Source organism: Nonomuraea sediminis (assembly GCF_018531495.1).
Taxonomy (GTDB): Bacteria; Actinomycetota; Actinomycetes; order Streptosporangiales; family Streptosporangiaceae; genus Nonomuraea; species Nonomuraea sediminis.
In genome coordinates this window covers 1-14,782 of sequence record NZ_JAHDTI010000011.1, presented here as the reverse complement: position 1 = coordinate 14,782, position 14,782 = coordinate 1, and the positions used below count along the sequence as shown (strand labels likewise).

Sequence of the window (14,782 nt, the reverse complement as noted above, 5' to 3'; positions counted from 1 at the left end):
AAGCATTACTGACACGCCTCGCAGGTCTCGGGGTTCTCAAGGGAGCAGGCGATCGCCTCGGCCGCAGTGGTGGCGGCGGTGGTGGTGACCGTGGTCTGGGCGATCCGGGTCGCCGGGCGGGAGCGCAGGTAGTAGGTGGTCTTCAGGCCCTGCTTCCACGCGTAGGCGTACATCGACGACAGCTTGCCGATGGTGGGGCTGGCCATGAACAGGTTCAGCGACTGTCCCTGGTCGATGTACGGCTGGCGCGCCGCGGCCAGGTCGATCAGCGCCTTCTGCGGCAGTTCCCAGGCCGTGCGGTAGAGCGTCCTGAGGTCGGCGGGGATGCCGGGGACGTCCTGCACGGACCCGTCGGCGCGCTTGATGTCGTCCCGCATCCGCTGCGTCCACAGGCCACGGGCCTGCAGGTCGGCCACCAGGTACCGGTTGACCTGGAGGAACTCGCCCGACAGCGTCTCACGCTTGAAGACGTTGGACACCTGGGGTTCGATGCACTCGTAGCAGCCCGCGATCGAGGCGATGGTGGCCGTGGGAGCGACGGCGATCATCAGGGAGTTGCGCAGCCCGTTGGCGGCGATCTTGGCCCTGACCGCGTCCCAGCGCGGGCCGTCCGCCGCGCCGTAGTGGTCGGGATGCAGGACGCCGTCGAAGGCCCGCGTGTCGGCGTAGGAGGGGTGCCGTCCGCGCTCGGCCGCCAGGTCGGCCGAGGTGTCGTAGGCGGCCAGCGCGATCTCCTCGGCGATCCTGGTCGACAGCGCCAGGGCCTCGGGCGAGTCGAAGGGCAGCCGCAGCGTGAAGAACACGTCCGCCAGCCCCATCAGGCCCAGCCCGATGGGCCGCCAGCGCAGGTTGGCCGCCCGCGCCTCGGGCGTGGGGTAGAAGCCCAGGTCGATCGTCCTGTCCAGGAAGCGCACCGCGGTCCTGACGGTCCGGCCGAGCCGCGCCCAGTCCAGGCCGCCCTCGTCCAGGTGCGCGGCCAGGTTGATCGAGCCCAGGTTGCACACCGCGGTCTCGCCGTCGCTGGTGACCTCGAGGATCTCGGTGCACAGGTTCGACAGGTGGATGACGTTCTCGGGGCGGGCGGTCTGGTTGGAGGTGCGGTTGGCGGCGTCCTTGAACGTCATCCAGCCGTTGCCGGTCTGCGCCAGGGTCCGCATCATCCGGCCGTACAGGGTGCGCGCGGGGATCTGCCGGACGTGGCGGCCCTCCGCCTCGTAGGCGCGGTAGGCGGCCGTGAAGGCCTCGCCGTACAGGTCGGTCAGGTCGGGGACGGTCTTGGGGTCGAACAGCGACCACGGCTCGTCGGCCTCGACGCGGCGCATGAACTCGTCGGGCACCCAGTTGGCCAGGTTCAGGTTGTGCGTACGGCGGGCCTCCTCGCCGGTGTTGTCGCGCAGCTCGAGGAACTCCTCGATGTCGGCGTGCCAGGTCTCCAGGTAGACGCAGGCCGCGCCCTTGCGCCTGCCGCCCTGGTTGACGGCGGCCACCGAGGAGTCGAGCGTGCGCAGCCACGGCACGATGCCGTTGGAGTGGCCGTTGGTGCCGCGGATCAGCGAGCCGCGCGAGCGGACCCTGGTCCAGGAGATCCCGATCCCCCCGGCGTACTTGGAGAGCCTGGCCACCTGGCCGTAGCGGTCGTAGATCGACTCGAGCTCGTCGCGCGGCGAGTCGAGCAGGAAGCAGGACGACAGCTGCGGCCTGCGCGCGCCGGAGTTGAACAGCGTGGGCGAGGAGGGCAGGTAGGACAGCGTCGACATCAGCGCGTACAGCTCCGCGGCCTCGGCGACGGTCTCGGAAAGCCCGCAGGCCACCCGCAGGAGGAAATGCTGCGGCCGCTCGAGCACCTTGCGCGTCTCGGGGTGGCGCAGCAGGTAGCGGTCGTAGACGGTGCGCAACCCGAAGTACTCGAACCGGTCGTCGGCCTCGGCCGAGATCAGCGCGTCAAGCTCGGCCGCGTGGGTGGCGACGAAGGCGGCCAGCGCGTCCTGGATCAACCCCGCCGCGTGGGTCGCCGCGATCGACTCGGAGAACGAGGCCACCCCGGCCTCCTCCGCGATCTCCTCGGCGAGCAACCGGGCGGCCACCCTGGAGTTCGCCGGGTCGGCGATCACCTTGGCTGCCGCCTCCTCGATGGCCAGCCGCCGATCCACCTCAACGATCTGCGTCAACTGCTCTCCTCGTGAACGATCACCGCGAGAGCGCACGAGAGCACGGCGGCACAGGGGTAGCCCTGCCGCGACGCCCCCGGGCCCTCCCGCGAGGCCCTGGACAACTACGTCGCGGGCAGGTCTTCGGGCTCGCGGGCATGGTCATTCCTACTGGCCGTCGCTTCCCAGAGCTCACTCCAGTGCTTGTGACGGCGGTCGTTCCCGCTCACCGCTGCGGGGCAGCCCCGGAATCGCACCGGGTTCCCTTTCACTCCGCCCTCTCGGGCGAACCAGCGACAGGAGGGATCCTACATCTAGTGGCCGTTCCCGCAACTACCCCAGCATGTTGTGTTCGTCGTGTCGAGAAGGCCCAGATCACCGAGCACGGCGCGGGTGCGGTCGATCTCCGAGGCCAGCCACGCCGCGAAGTCGCCGCCGCTCAGCGGCAGCGGCCTCCAGCCCCCGGTACGGCAGGCCTCCAGCCACGTCGCCGAGGCGCTCACGTCGTCGCACATCCGCAGCGCCAGGACCCTGGCGCCCTCCGCCATACGCGGCGGGCCAATCGCGGCGCACCAGTTGGCGAAGTCGACCCGCACCCCGCATTCGAGCAGGCTGGGCGCGTCCACCTCGTCGACCCGGTGCGCCGAGGAGACGGCGAGCACCCTGACCCGCTCCTGGTCGATGCGCGGCCGCCACTCGGCCAGCGTTCCGGCCGCGGCCGCCACCTTACCGCCAAGCAGCGCGGCGCCCGCCTCCTCACCCCCCGGGTAGCCGGTGTAGTCCAGTTGCCGGGTGTCGGCGCCGAGCCCCTTGGCGATCAGCCCGAACAGCAGGTGGTCGGGCCCGCCGAGCGGGCCGCCCGCCACCGGCGTCAGCTCCGGCTCGGCGATCAGCTGCTCGGCCAGGTCGCCGAACTCGCGGTAGCGGGAGTTCGAGGGCACCACCACGACCTCGACGTCGCCGGTGAGCCTGGCCAGCGGGGTGGCGGTGTCGATCGTGGCCAGCCCCCGGTGCAGCTCGCCGGCCGCCAGCGCGGTCAGCCCGGTGACGGTGATCGCGGTCGCGGCTCCCTGGGCGGCCACCGGGTATCCGGCGCGGCGGGCGGCCTGGATCAGGCACGCGGCCACGGGGGCCCAGCTCTCGCCGCCCGCGACGACGGAGAACGCGCCGCTCGCCGTACCGCTCTGGGCGGTGGCGCAGCCGGCCAGGCAGGCGGCGGCGCCCAGGCCCAGCGCCAGGAAGTCCCTCCTCCGCATGCCGCCCCCCATCGTCACTAGAGGTTATTGACAGAACACATCAAGTTACACATGCATGCGGGGTTATATGTGGAATTTCGGGGTTTAGGGGGAATTGTTGCTCGATGGGAATTCGATGGATGTCTCGTTATCCTGTCGCGGCCCCGGCTTTGCGTGTGACAATTCTGAGCGGAATTGGTCAGCGATCCAGTAAAGGAGCGGCATGCCGATCCGGCTCACGGGACTGGGCGGGCTGATGCCGCCGCCCGTGTGGCAGGAGCTGCGCAGCCAGGGGCCGCTCGGGCATCGCGAGGCCGGGCGGGTGCTGATGCGTCAGGGCGATCCGGCCGACCACGTGCTCGCCCTGGTCGACGGCAGGGTGAAGGTGTCCCAGGTGGAGCCGGACGGGATCGACCTGACGATCGCCGTGCGGCATCCGGGCGAGGTGCTGGGCGACATCGCGGTGCTGCGCGGGGGCGGGCGGTCGGCCACGGTGACCTGCGTCGACCCGTGCCAGGTCCATATCATCCCAGGACCCGCTTTTGAACGATTTGTCGCGAAAAACAGCCTTTCAATGTTGATTATTCGACACACGCTCGATCGGCTGCACGAGGCGGAACGATATCGGGCCGAACTCACCGCGCTTCCGCTTTCCCGGCGGCTCTGCCATGCGCTGCTGCGGGTGGCCGAGCCCGACGGGACGGGCGGCGCGGTGGTGGACGCGGGCATCTCGCAGGAGGAGTTCGGGCGCATGATCCGCGCCTCGCGCAACGCGGTGGGCCAGGTGCTCGCCCGGTTGCGCCGCCTCGGCGCCGTCGACACGACCAGGAACCGCATCACGATCAAGGACCTCGCCCTGCTGCGGGCCTGCGCCACCGATGACTTCCCCGCTTCCTGACGCCGGGAGAGGTCCCGGCGCCGTGCACGACCATGTCCGCAGGCCGGATGAGCGAGGCGCAGATCACAGGCGCTGTGCACACGGGTGGGCATTCGCGCGGGAGGGGGCGCAGCACTGTTGGGCGTGCAGGCAGAGCGTCGGGGAGGCGTGAGATGAGCGAATCCGCACCAGGGCCGCGGTTCAGCCGTGATCTGCCGCCCTACCGGGCGTTGGTGGCCGTGGACCTCGAACGGTTCTCCACGCACCCCAGCAGCCGGCTTCCCGTCCTGAGCGAGGCCGTGCCTCGGGTGCTCGAGGACGCGATGCGGCTGGCCGGGCTCGACTGGGCGCAGCGGCGCTTCCCGCAGGACGCCGGGGACGGATACGTGTTCGGGCTGCCGCCCGAGCTGCTGCCCAAGGTGCTGCATCCCTTCCTGCCCTTGCTGCAGCGGGTGCTCGAGGAGCGCGAGCCGCCGCGGCTGCGGATGCGCGTGGCCGTGCATCTGGGCGCCCTGCCCGACAGCGGGGGCGACGCGCTGGGCGACGGGGTGGGCAAGGCGATGAACGACGTGCACCGGCTGCTGGACAGCGCCCCCGTCAGGGAGGCGCTGGCCAGGACCGATCCCGAGGTCACGCTGGTGGCGGCGATCGTGTCGCGCCGGGTCTACGCCGACGTGGTGGAGGCCGGGTACACCGCGCTGCGGCACGGCGAGCTGACGCCGGTGCGGGCCCAGGTCAAGCACTTCGACGAGGAGGCCTGGCTGTACGTCCCTGTCCCCTCGGGCGCCGCTCTGCGCGGCGGGCTGGTCGAGGTTCCGGCGACGGCCGACCGTGACCAGGACGCGGGTACGGCGGGCGGCCGCGGCCACGGAGCCGTGCCGGTGCCGCGCGGAGAGCTGGCGACCGCCAGGGACGAGCGGCAGCTCGGCGTGGCCAAGGCCGTGGAACTGCTCCAGGCCCGCCACCTGGCCGTCCTGCCGGGAGGATCGCGCGCGACCGGGCTGCGCCTGCTCGACGGCCTGTCCGACGAGACGGGCGTCAGCGTCCTGGAGGTGGTCAAACGCTGGCAGCGGCCCGCCGTGGCGAACCTGCCACTGGAACCGGGATGCGGCTACCTGCTCAACCTCAACTCCCCCGCCACCGACCACGCCGACTCGGCCTTCGCCGAGGACCTGCGCACCCACGTGGCCCGGCTCATCGACGTGGGCGCCTACCTGGTGGTCACCGTACGGGCGGAGCTGTGGCGCGAGTGCCGGGCGCTGCTCGAGTCGTACTCGATCGAGCTGACGGAGCCGCCGGGCAGGAGGGAGCCGCGCGGCACGCTGTTCCTGCGCGTGCACGGGCCCGACGGCGAGGGCTACCCGCTCTCGCTCGGCGGCCGCGACGAGGTGACCGTGGGCCGTCCCGACCAGGCGGTCGCGCATCCCGACATCGCCGTCGACTCCGACTGGGTCAGCCGCGACCACTGCCGCCTGCGATCCCGCGAGGGCAGGTGGTGGCTTGAGCGGCGCGGCAAGAACGCCCCCTGGCTGCTCCGCCGCGGCTCGGCCGAACCCGAGCCTGTCGAGGAGCGCGCCCAGCTGCGCCACGGCGACGTGATCCGCCTGCGCGTCCGGCCCGGCGACGACGGGCTCCCCCGGCACTGGTCGGTGGAGTTCCACGACCCCCAGCACACCGAGACCTCTCCCCAGGAGATCCAACCATGACCCGTACTTCCCGTGCCTTCGCCGTCTCCGGCGTGATCGCCGTGGCCGTCGTGGCGGTGGCGGTCCCGCTCGGGCTGTTCCACTGGATACCGTTCGTGGGCGACCTGCTCCAGCGCGGCGGCGCCGCGGGCACGATCGCCACGCTGATCCTGACCGCGACCCTCTGGGTGGCCTGCTTCTGCCTGGCCAGGCTGGGCTCAGCGACCGGCGAGCGGGCCTCGCTCGTCCAGATCCGCGGGCTGCGGACCGATGGCCGGGCCGCCGCGCGCAGCATCCAGGACGAGGTGTCCTACCTGCGGCGTTCCGCCCAGATCAGCGGGCGGGTGGCCGAGCGGCTGTCCGCGCTCGGCGACGGCGCCGCCGCGGCCGCCCGGTCCGAGCTGGACCACGCCCGCACCGACGTGTCCTACGCGCCTGCCAGGGCGCTGGTGTGGGCGCTGCCCGCGCTCGGGTTCCTGGGCACGGCGGCCGAGATGGCCAGGGCCGTCGGGCAGCTCAGCCAGGCCATCAGCACCTCGAGCACGTTCACCGACCTGCAGCGGGTGCTCACCTCGCAGGTGATCACGCCGCTGTCGGCGGCGTTCACCGTGACGCTGTTCGCGCTGGGCGCCACGGTCGTCGCACATCTGCTGCTGAGCTGGACCAACGCCCGCGAGCAGCGGGTACTGCTCGAGCTGGAGGAGGTCGTGCTCGCCATCCTGGAGGGTCACCGGCAGCCCGCCGCGCCCGCCGCCGCCGCGCTGTTCGACGGCCAGGTGGCGCAGCTGTCCGCCCAGTTGAGCTCGACGAGCGAGGCCGTGCGCACCTCCGGCCTGGCCGCGATCGTCGAGCAGTTGCGGACGGTGGACCGGCGGCTGGTGGACATCCACGCCGAGCTGGGCCGCGACTTTGTGATCACCAAGCAGGGAGCGGTGCGATGACGGCCGGCCCGATCGCGGCGCCGTTCCGCTGGAAGCGGCGGCACGGCGACGAGCACCCGGTCGAGCTCCGCTTCGTCGACCTGCTGCTGATCATCGTGGCGGCGCTGATGTTCGTGGCCGTGATGCTGGTGGTGACGACCGCGCTCAGCCCCAAGACCGGGGGCGGCGGCCAGCCCGACACGCAGCTGCGGGTGGCCACGGAGAAGGCACCCGCCGCCCTGGTCGCCCAGCCCTACAGCCTCACGCTGGCGGTCCTCGGCGGCGACGGCCCCTACCGGTGGACGCTGGCCGACGGCACCCGCATGCCTTCCGGGCTCGCCCTCGCCGGCGACGGCCGCATCACCGGCACGCCCCGCCAGACCGGCATCTCCCAGGCGACGGTCCAGGTGGCCGACGCCGTGGGCGACACGGCCAAGCGGGTGCTCGCCTTCGCCGTGGTGCCCTCGGGCGGCGGCACCGTCGCCGCGTCTCCGCAGATCACCGGGAAGGTGCTGCTGCTGGAGTGGGAGGCGGGCAGCGGCTACCGCTACCAGTTCCAGGGCCAGGCGGGCAGCCCGCCGTACAGCTGGAAACTCGACGGTGCCCTGCCCGCGGGCGTGCAGTTCGTACGGCAGGCCGGGGTGCTGGCGGGCACGCCCGAGGAGGCGGGCATCGCGACGTTCACCGTCACGATGACCGACGCGCAGGGCAAGGCCGACAGCAAGCAGGTGCGGCTGCAGGTGCGCGAGGCGCCCGAGTCGTGGTTCTGGACCGTCCTGGGGTGGTTGAAGACCATCATCACCTGGATCGGATACCTGCTGGTCTTCCTCACCTTCCTCACGATCGTGTTCGGCTCGGCGCCCTCGGCGGGGACGCCCGGATTGATCCACATCTTCAGGAGGCGCTGATGGGGCTGGCCGCGGGCATGGTGCTGCCGACGGGCGAGCGGGTCGTCGAGGTACGGCGGGGCGGGTTCGCCGAGATCGGCGTGCTGGAGGACGAGTTCGAGGGCCGCAAGATCGTCAAAAGGATCGGCGACGACGTGCTGGCCCGGGTGGGCGAGCCGGTCGCCACCGCGTTCTTCAACGAGTGCAGGACCGCCGTGGCCAAGCTGCGCGGCGCGCCGTACACCGCGCCCGCCCTGCTGGCGCTGCGCAGCCTGGGCGAGCTCGGGCCGGTGATGTTCATCGGCTACGTCGACGGCCCGTCGCTGCGGGAGCTGGTGGCGCGCGGCGGGCGGCAGTCGCTGTGCCAGAGCGTGCGGATGGGTGGCCAGATCGCCGCGGCCATCGCCTTCGCGCACGACCACGACGTCCGCCACCGCGACCTCAAGCCCAGCAACATCCTGCTGACCAGGGGCAACGACATCCAGGTGATCGACTGGGGCCTGTCGAGGGCGCACGACGAGGCGGGGCTGACCGCGGGCGTGGTGGAGTACCTGTCGCCGCAGCGCCGCATCGACCCGCTGCTCGACCTCGCCGATGACGACGTCTACGCGCTGGGCGTGATCCTCTACGAGTGCCTGACCGGCGGCTACCCGCGCGAGCCCGTCCAGGCTCCAGCCGTGCTCAGGGTCATGGAGGCCGAGCATCCACTCGCCCCTGGAAGGTTGCTCGACCTGCTGCTCGCCATGCTGGACGGGAACGCCCCGGCTCGGCCGTCGATGGCGCAGGTGTGCGAGGTGCTGACCGACCCCGACCTGACCGAGGACGTGCGCGCCCGCGAGGTCGAGCGGGTCCACTGCCGCGCCTGCGGCTACGTGGCCGGCGCCAGGAACGCGCGCTGCCCGGTGTGCGGGGCGCCGATGGTGGAGCGGGTGGCGCTGCCGCCCAGGCCGGGCATGGTGCGGGTGCCGCCGGGCGTGTTCACCCACGGCACGAGCCCGGACCAGGCGGCCAACGCGCTGCTGGCCGAGGGCATGGGCAGCGAGCAGCGGCTGGTGGGCCAGCTCGCGCCGAAGGACGACCCGCCGCGGCAGGTGTTCTGCCCGGGGTTCGACATCGACGTCACGCCCGTCACCAACGCCGCCTACGCCGAGTTCGTCGACGCCACCAACTACCCGATGCCCGAGGGCCTGCTGGCGGGCCGCTCCGGGCTGCCCGACCACCCGGTCGTGCACGTGACCTGGCGTGACGCGCTCTGCTACGCGCTGTGGGCGGGCAAGCGGCTGCCCAGGTCGCTGGAGTGGGAGAAGGCGGCACGCGGCGACAAGGACGACCGGATGTACCCGTGGGGCGAGGTGTGGCAGCCCGACCGGTGCAACCACGCCCGCATGCCGGGCACCACCTACCGCTACACCAGCCCGGTCGACGCTTTCACCGAGGGCGAGTGCGACGGCCGCTCGCCGTACGGCGTGGCCGACATGGCGGGCAACGTCAGCGAGTGGATCGCCGACGGGCCCGAGGGGCGGCGGGCCGTGTGCGGGGGCGGGTGGAGCGACCCGGTGGGCATCCACGGGGTGGTGTCGCTGAGGATCCCGGCCGAGATCGACTACCACGGGCCCGCCACCGGGTTCCGTTGCGCGGTGGACATCGTCTACCAGGAGCGCACGATCGATGAGTGAGGAGATCGCCTGGCGGCTGCTCGGCCACGTGTCGGACGCGACAGGCAAGGTCGACGCCAAGGCCGCGTTCGCGCTGACGCTGCAGAGCGCGGTGCTGGCGGCGGTCGTGGCGCTGTCGCCGCCACCGTCGTGGGAGTACTGGGCGGGCGTGGCGCTGCTGGCCGCCTCGGTGGCGCTGTCGGTCTACTCGGTGATGCCCCGCATCGGGGTCTGGCGACGCCGGCCGCGTGACTTCGTCTACTTCGGCCACCTGCGCCGCTGGGATCCGCGTGACCTGCGAAACGCGCTGGAGGCGGCCGACGCGGTCGACGCGCTGTGCCGCCAGGCGGTCACGCTGAGCCGGATCGCCTGGCGCAAGCATCTGCTCGTCGGCCTGTCGCTGTGGCTGGCCGCAGCCGGGGCCGCGCTGGTGGCGGCCCCGGCCCTGCTCACTCGACTGTGACGCTCTTGGCGAGGTTGCGCGGCTTGTCGACGTCGCGGCCCAGCGCCACGGCGGCGTGGTAGGCCAGCAGCTGCAGCGGGATCGTCAGCAGGATGGGGTCCAGCTCGATCTCGTTCTTCGGCACCACGATCACGTCCTCGGCCAGCTTGGCGTCGGGCTCGCGGTGGCCGACCATGAGCACGTTGCCGCCGCGGGCGCGGATCTCGCCCAGCGTGGTCAAGTTCTTGTCGAGCAGTTCGTCGTCGGGGACGATCGCCACGGTCGGCATCTCGGGGCCGATCAGCGCCAGCGGCCCATGCTTGAGCTCGCTGGCCGGGTAGGCCTCGGCGTGCACGTAGGAGATCTCCTTGAGCTTCTGCGCGCCCTCGCGGGCCACCGGGTAACCGCGGACCCGGCCGACGAACATCATGCTGGGGTACTTGGCGTAGCGGCGGGCCAGCTCGGCGATCTTGTCGTTCTGGCCGAGGATCTCCTCGATCTGGTCGGGCAGCCTGCGCAGCCCCTCGCAGATGCGCCGCCCGTCGGCCGGCGACAGGTCGTGGACCCGGCCGAAGTGCAGCGCCAGCAGCGCGAAGGCCAGCGCGGTCGAGGTGAACGCCTTGGTCGAGGCCACCGACACCTCGGGCCCGGCGTGCAGGTAGACGCCGCCGTCCACCTCGCGGGCGATGGCGCTGCCGACGGCGTTGACGATGCCGATGACGCGGCCGCCCTTGCGCTTGAGCTCCTGGACGGCGGCCAGCGTGTCGTAGGTCTCGCCGGACTGGCTGATCGCGACGTACAGCGTGTCGGGGTCGACGACGGGGTTGCGGTAGCGGAACTCGCTGGCGGGCTCGGCGTCGGCGGGGATGCGGGCCAGCTCCTCGATGAGCTGTGCGCCGATCTGCCCGGAGTAGTAGGCGGAACCGCAGCCGATGATCTTCACCCGGCGGAAGGAGCGGGTCTGCCGGGCGTCCATGTTCAGGCCGCCCAGGTGGGCGATGTGGAAGCGCTCGTCGAGGCGGCCGCGCAGGGTGCGCGCCACGGTCTCGGGCTGCTCGGAGATCTCCTTGAGCAGGTAGTGCTCGTAGCCGCCGGTGTCGTAGTGTCCCGCGTCCCAGTCCACGGTCAGCGGCTGCTTGGCGGTCTCGCGGGCGTCGCTGGCGAAGGTGTGGAAGCCGTCGGCCTTCAGTACGGCCAGCTCGCCGTCCTCCAGGTGGACCACCTGCCGGGTGTAGCGGACCAGGGCGGCCACGTCGGAAGCGGCGAACATCTCCTTCTCGCCGATCCCGAGCACGATCGGGCTGCCGTTGCGTGCCACGACGACCTCGCCGGGGCGCTGGGCGTCCACCACGGCGATGCCGTAGGTGCCGACGACGCTCTTGAGCGCCTTCCTGACCGCCTCCTCCAGGGAGTCGGTCTCCTCGACGGTGCGGGCGATGAGGTGGGCGAGCACCTCGGTGTCGGTCTCGGAGACGAACACGGCGCCGTCGGCCACCAGCCTGGCGCGCAGCTCGTCGGCGTTCTCGATGATGCCGTTGTGCACGACCGCGACGCGCTCGTCGCTGGACAGGTGCGGGTGCGCGTTGGCGTCGCTGGGCACGCCGTGCGTGGCCCAGCGGGTGTGGCCGATGCCCAGGCTCCCCTTGAACCTGGCAGGTACGACCGCCGCCAGATCGGCGACCCTGCCCTTGACCTTGCGGACCTTGAGCCCCTTGTTGGACACCACGACTCCGGCCGAGTCGTATCCGCGGTACTCGAGCCGTTGCAGGCCTTCGAGCAGGATGGGCGCCGCGTCCTTCGGCCCCACGTACGCCACGATTCCGCACATACTCGGTCCTCCCCTATCCGTAGACGATCCTGCGCAGCTGACGCAGCGACAGGTCAGGAGCCGCGACCCGGCGGTGTCGCAGCTCCAGCGCAACCCTGGGGAAGATCTCGTCGTTGGTGAGGCCACGGGTCTTCAGTTCGCCATGGCGTCGCCGTACGAAATCCTCGGTGCGCTCGGAGAAGTAGGCCAACACGTCGGCCACCACCCGGTCGGCCTCTCCTGGGCGCAGTGAACTGGTCCGCGCGAGGTGCGCGACGAGGTCCTCGTAGGGGTGCACGACGAGGAAGGTACCCATCAGAGGGCCATGAGGCCAACATCTTGCCCGGAATCGGGCAAGATTTAGCGTTCCCATCCCTTGGCGAAGCGGTGGCAGGCGAACGCGGCGGCTCCTGCGCCGAGAGCGAACAGGACCCCCGCCCCTGCCGCCGTGCCTGCCGCGTCGCCGCGCGCCGCCGACTGGAGCATGGTGGTCGCCCAGTAGCCGGGCGAGATCGGCGCGATCGCCTGCGCCCAGGCGGGCATCATCGCGATCGGGACCAGCGCACCGCCGAGCGCCGAGACCGTCAGCGCGCCCACGTTGCACAGCGTGGTGAGCTCTCCCTGGCTGCGGACCACGCCGGCGATGGCCGTACCCGCGCCGAGCAGCGCGAAGCACCAGGCCAGGACCGCCACCACCAGCAGGGCGGGCGAGCCGTCGACGCGCAGGCCGATCACCAGCACGCCGTAGCCGAGCAGGACGGCCTGCTGGAAGGCCAGCAGGGCGAAGACGGGCAGCGCCTTGCCGAGCAGCAGTTCGGGGACGCGGGCGCGGGTGGCGCGGACGCGGTCCCAGGTGTGCCAGACGCGCTCGGTGAGCGAGGCGGTGGCCACGTCGGCCATCGACAGCACCGAGAACATGACCAGCAGGCCCGAGACGACCTGGGCGGGGTCGCGCAGCATGGTCTTGAAGATCAGCATGAGCACCATGGGCATGACCAGGTAGCTGATCAGGTGGGCCGGGTCACGCATCCGCAGCAGAGCGTTGTGCCTGGTCAGGACCGCGATGCGGTGCAGGGACTCACGCGGCACGGGACAGCTCCCTGTAGAGGTCGTCGAGCGAGGGCTGGCGGATGTCGACACCGCGCGCCGGCGTGTCGAGGTCGCGCAGCAGCTCGGCCAGGGTGGCGGTGGGGTTGTTCGTGGTGACGGCCAGCTCCCGGTCGTCGAGGGTGACCCTGACCTCGCCCGGCAGGCCCTTGAGCAGGTCGGCGCCGGTGCCGCGGGCGATCACCCGGCCGTTCCTGACGACGGCGATCGTGGCGCCCAGCTCGGTCAGCTCGGGCAGGTAGTGGGTGGTGTAGACGACGGTGGCGCCCTGGTCGGCCCTCCTGCGTACGGCGGACAGGAGGGCGGCTCGGGTCTCGGGGTCGGCGCCCACCGTGGGCTCGTCGAGGAGGAGGACGTCGGGGTCGGCGATCAGGGCGGTGGCGGCATGGGTGCGGCGTTGCTGGCCGCCGGACAGCCTGCTCACCCTTCTGTCGAGGACGTCCGTCAGCCGCAGCTCCTCGGCCGTCTGCTCGATCTTCGGGGTCTTTCTCTTGAGGCCTGCCAGGCCCGCGAACAGCTGGAGGGTCTCCCTCACCGTCAGCGTCGGGTACAGGGCCAGCTGCTGGGGGGCAACGGCCATGCCGCCTTTGGTCCGGATATTTCCGGCGTCGGGGGATATGAGGCGTGCGGCGATCTCAAAGAAGGTCGTCTTGCCCGCTCCGTTGTGGCCGACCAGGCCCGCGATCTCTCCAGGCCGCACCTCGAGGTCGAAGCCGTCCAGGGCGGTGACCTGGCCGTATCGCTTGACGAGGCCTATGGCTTCGAGCATGTCCCCTCCTCCTCAGTCTACGATGTAGACTGCTCTACACCGTAGACTGTGAGAGTGCGGAAACTCAAGACCGAACGGCAACCGGAGATCCTCGACGCCGCCCTGGCGATCGCCGACGAACGCGGGCTGGACGCGCTGTCCATGCGCGCGGTCGCCGAACGCATCGGCGTCACGCCCATGGCCCTGTACGGCTACTTCCGCAACAAGGACGAACTCCTGGACGGCCTCGTCGGCCGCCTCCTCAACCAACTCCCCACCCCACCCACCTCAGCCGCCCCCGCGATTTCACCCCCTTCCACGAACTCCACCGCCAGCCCCACCCCGGACTCCCCTGCCGACCCCACCACGGGCCTTGCCGATGGGCCTTCGACGTCGTCCTCGGCAGGGTCTTCCATGGGTTCTCCCCTGGCTTCGTCCGTGGGTTCTTCCGGAGGTACGGAGGGGTGGGAGGAGGGGTTGTGGCGGCTCGCGTGGCGGGTTCGGGAAGTGGCGCGGGCGCATCCGGCGGTGTTCCCGCTGCTGCTGGCGCGCACGTCCGTCACGGCCGAGGGGGTGCGGGTGGTCGACCTGGTCTACCAGGCGCTGCTGGACGCCGGGGTGCCGGACTCGGAGGTGCCCAGGATCGAGCGGCTGGTCAGCACGTTCGTGATGGGATTCGCCCTGTCGGAGGTCAACGGACGCTTCGCCGCACCGGACGCGCGGAAGGGTCGCGGACGGGACCTGCCGGCACACCGGCGGCTCGCCCCGTACCTCGACACGCCGGTGGACTGGGATGCCGAGTTTGCGGCTGACCTGCGCGATCTCATCCGTATCGTCCGCCCCGCCTGACTCACCCCTTTCAGGGAATGGTTACTGTAAGTATCCTTCCTGTCGCAAAGGGTGGGGGTCGTCATGCTGCACTGGATCGCCGTCTCGCTCGCCGCCGCCGCGGTCGCCGCCCCCGCCCCACGCCAGGCCGACTTCGCCGCCGCAGCCAAGCAGTACGGTGTCCCGCTCAGCGTCCTCCTCGGCGTCTCCTACCTCGAATCCCGCTGGGACGCCCACTCCGGCCAACCCAGCACCTCCTCCGGCTACGGCCCCATGCACCTAATCTCCCTCCCCACCCACCACCCCAACACCCCCTCAACGAGCACCGCCTCCACCCTTCCCACCAGCACCACGCCCCCCTCCGACATCTCTTCCGCCAACACCGCCTCCACACCCTCCGACGCCCCTTCCACCAGCACCGCGCCCCCCCCCCACGACGCCCCC

The 14,782-nt window shown here is 71.5% G+C and carries 13 protein-coding genes, 1 pseudogene and 1 riboswitch; of the genes and pseudogenes, 8 read left to right on the top strand and 6 right to left on the bottom strand.

Annotated elements, in window-relative coordinates; genetic code table 11:
* Positions 1–5 precede the first annotated feature (5 nt).
* Both KIK09_RS37580 and KIK09_RS37575 read right to left on the bottom strand, forming a co-directional pair.
* A complete protein-coding gene (locus KIK09_RS37580) occupies positions 6–2,168 on the bottom strand; it encodes a ribonucleoside-diphosphate reductase subunit alpha (protein WP_214324236.1) in 2,163 nt (720 codons plus the stop codon).
* Positions 2,169–2,265: 97 nt separating this feature from the next.
* Positions 2,266–2,457, bottom strand: a riboswitch (cobalamin riboswitch).
* A 4-nt stretch (positions 2,458–2,461) separates the two neighbouring features.
* A complete protein-coding gene (locus tag KIK09_RS37575) occupies positions 2,462–3,403 on the bottom strand; it encodes a Bug family tripartite tricarboxylate transporter substrate binding protein (protein WP_214324235.1) in 942 nt (313 codons plus the stop codon).
* Between the two features lie 202 nt (positions 3,404–3,605).
* Between KIK09_RS37575 and KIK09_RS37570 the strand changes: the two genes are divergently transcribed.
* The 6 genes from KIK09_RS37570 to KIK09_RS37545 all read left to right on the top strand — a co-directional run bounded on the left by KIK09_RS37570 (position 3,606) and on the right by KIK09_RS37545 (position 9,869).
* A complete protein-coding gene (locus KIK09_RS37570) occupies positions 3,606–4,280 on the top strand; it encodes a Crp/Fnr family transcriptional regulator (RefSeq protein WP_214324234.1) in 675 nt (224 codons plus the stop codon).
* Between the two features lie 152 nt (positions 4,281–4,432).
* Positions 4,433–5,965: an FHA domain-containing protein gene (locus tag KIK09_RS37565; RefSeq protein WP_214324233.1), complete on the top strand. Its 1,533-nt coding sequence runs from the start codon at positions 4,433–4,435 to the stop codon at positions 5,963–5,965.
* A complete protein-coding gene (locus KIK09_RS37560) occupies positions 5,962–6,885 on the top strand; it encodes a MotA/TolQ/ExbB proton channel family protein (RefSeq protein ID WP_214324232.1) in 924 nt (307 codons plus the stop codon). Before KIK09_RS37565 ends, KIK09_RS37560 begins: the two co-directional genes overlap by 4 nt.
* Positions 6,882–7,772 (top strand): Ig domain-containing protein, encoded by an 891-nt coding sequence (locus KIK09_RS37555; protein WP_214324231.1) that lies wholly within the window; start codon positions 6,882–6,884, stop codon positions 7,770–7,772. Before KIK09_RS37560 ends, KIK09_RS37555 begins: the two co-directional genes overlap by 4 nt.
* Positions 7,772–9,427: an SUMF1/EgtB/PvdO family nonheme iron enzyme gene (locus tag KIK09_RS37550; protein WP_214324230.1), complete on the top strand. Its 1,656-nt coding sequence runs from the start codon at positions 7,772–7,774 to the stop codon at positions 9,425–9,427. Before KIK09_RS37555 ends, KIK09_RS37550 begins: the two co-directional genes overlap by 1 nt.
* Complete coding sequence (locus tag KIK09_RS37545; protein ID WP_214324229.1) at positions 9,420–9,869, top strand: Pycsar system effector family protein; 450 nt, start codon at positions 9,420–9,422, stop codon at positions 9,867–9,869. Before KIK09_RS37550 ends, KIK09_RS37545 begins: the two co-directional genes overlap by 8 nt.
* On the opposite strand, the gene glmS is transcribed toward KIK09_RS37545, so the two are convergent.
* Genes glmS through KIK09_RS37525 form a run of 4 tightly spaced genes read right to left on the bottom strand, consistent with a single transcriptional unit; the run spans position 9,856 to position 13,531 of the window.
* Positions 9,856–11,676: a glutamine--fructose-6-phosphate transaminase (isomerizing) gene (glmS, locus tag KIK09_RS37540; RefSeq protein ID WP_214324228.1), complete on the bottom strand. Its 1,821-nt coding sequence runs from the start codon at positions 11,674–11,676 to the stop codon at positions 9,856–9,858. The two genes, KIK09_RS37545 and glmS, sit on opposite strands and share 14 nt — an antisense overlap.
* Positions 11,677–11,689: 13 nt before the next feature.
* A complete protein-coding gene (locus KIK09_RS37535) occupies positions 11,690–11,971 on the bottom strand; it encodes a hypothetical protein (protein ID WP_214324227.1) in 282 nt (93 codons plus the stop codon).
* Positions 11,972–12,015: 44 nt separating this feature from the next.
* Positions 12,016–12,744 carry an ABC transporter permease gene (locus KIK09_RS37530; protein ID WP_214324226.1) on the bottom strand — a complete coding sequence of 243 codons (729 nt, stop codon included), beginning with the start codon at positions 12,742–12,744 and terminating at the stop codon, positions 12,016–12,018.
* Positions 12,734–13,531 carry an ABC transporter ATP-binding protein gene (locus KIK09_RS37525; protein ID WP_214324225.1) on the bottom strand — a complete coding sequence of 266 codons (798 nt, stop codon included), beginning with the start codon at positions 13,529–13,531 and terminating at the stop codon, positions 12,734–12,736. Before KIK09_RS37525 ends, KIK09_RS37530 begins: the two co-directional genes overlap by 11 nt.
* Positions 13,532–13,585: 54 nt before the next feature.
* Here KIK09_RS37525 and KIK09_RS60245 point away from each other — a divergent pair, with 54 nt between their 5' ends.
* Entirely contained in the window at positions 13,586–14,359 is a 774-nt protein-coding gene (locus tag KIK09_RS60245) for a TetR/AcrR family transcriptional regulator (RefSeq protein ID WP_214324224.1), read from the top strand.
* A 63-nt stretch (positions 14,360–14,422) separates the two neighbouring features.
* Positions 14,423–14,782, top strand: a pseudogene (locus KIK09_RS37515) (N-acetylmuramoyl-L-alanine amidase); the annotation flags it as partial.

Coding starts and splice junctions, on each gene's coding strand:
- KIK09_RS37535 (WP_214324227.1), bottom strand. CDS start 11,971: ATGGGTACCTTCCTCGTCGTGCACCCCTACGAGGACCTCGTCGCGCAC.
- KIK09_RS37565 (WP_214324233.1), top strand. CDS start 4,433: ATGAGCGAATCCGCACCAGGGCCGCGGTTCAGCCGTGATCTGCCGCCC.
- KIK09_RS37555 (WP_214324231.1), top strand. CDS start 6,882: ATGACGGCCGGCCCGATCGCGGCGCCGTTCCGCTGGAAGCGGCGGCAC.
- KIK09_RS37545 (WP_214324229.1), top strand. CDS start 9,420: ATGAGTGAGGAGATCGCCTGGCGGCTGCTCGGCCACGTGTCGGACGCG.
- KIK09_RS37525 (WP_214324225.1), bottom strand. CDS start 13,531: ATGCTCGAAGCCATAGGCCTCGTCAAGCGATACGGCCAGGTCACCGCC.
- KIK09_RS37575 (WP_214324235.1), bottom strand. CDS start 3,403: ATGCGGAGGAGGGACTTCCTGGCGCTGGGCCTGGGCGCCGCCGCCTGC.
- KIK09_RS37570 (WP_214324234.1), top strand. CDS start 3,606: ATGCCGATCCGGCTCACGGGACTGGGCGGGCTGATGCCGCCGCCCGTG.
- glmS (WP_214324228.1), bottom strand. CDS start 11,676: ATGTGCGGAATCGTGGCGTACGTGGGGCCGAAGGACGCGGCGCCCATC.
- KIK09_RS37550 (WP_214324230.1), top strand. CDS start 7,772: ATGGGGCTGGCCGCGGGCATGGTGCTGCCGACGGGCGAGCGGGTCGTC.
- KIK09_RS37560 (WP_214324232.1), top strand. CDS start 5,962: ATGACCCGTACTTCCCGTGCCTTCGCCGTCTCCGGCGTGATCGCCGTG.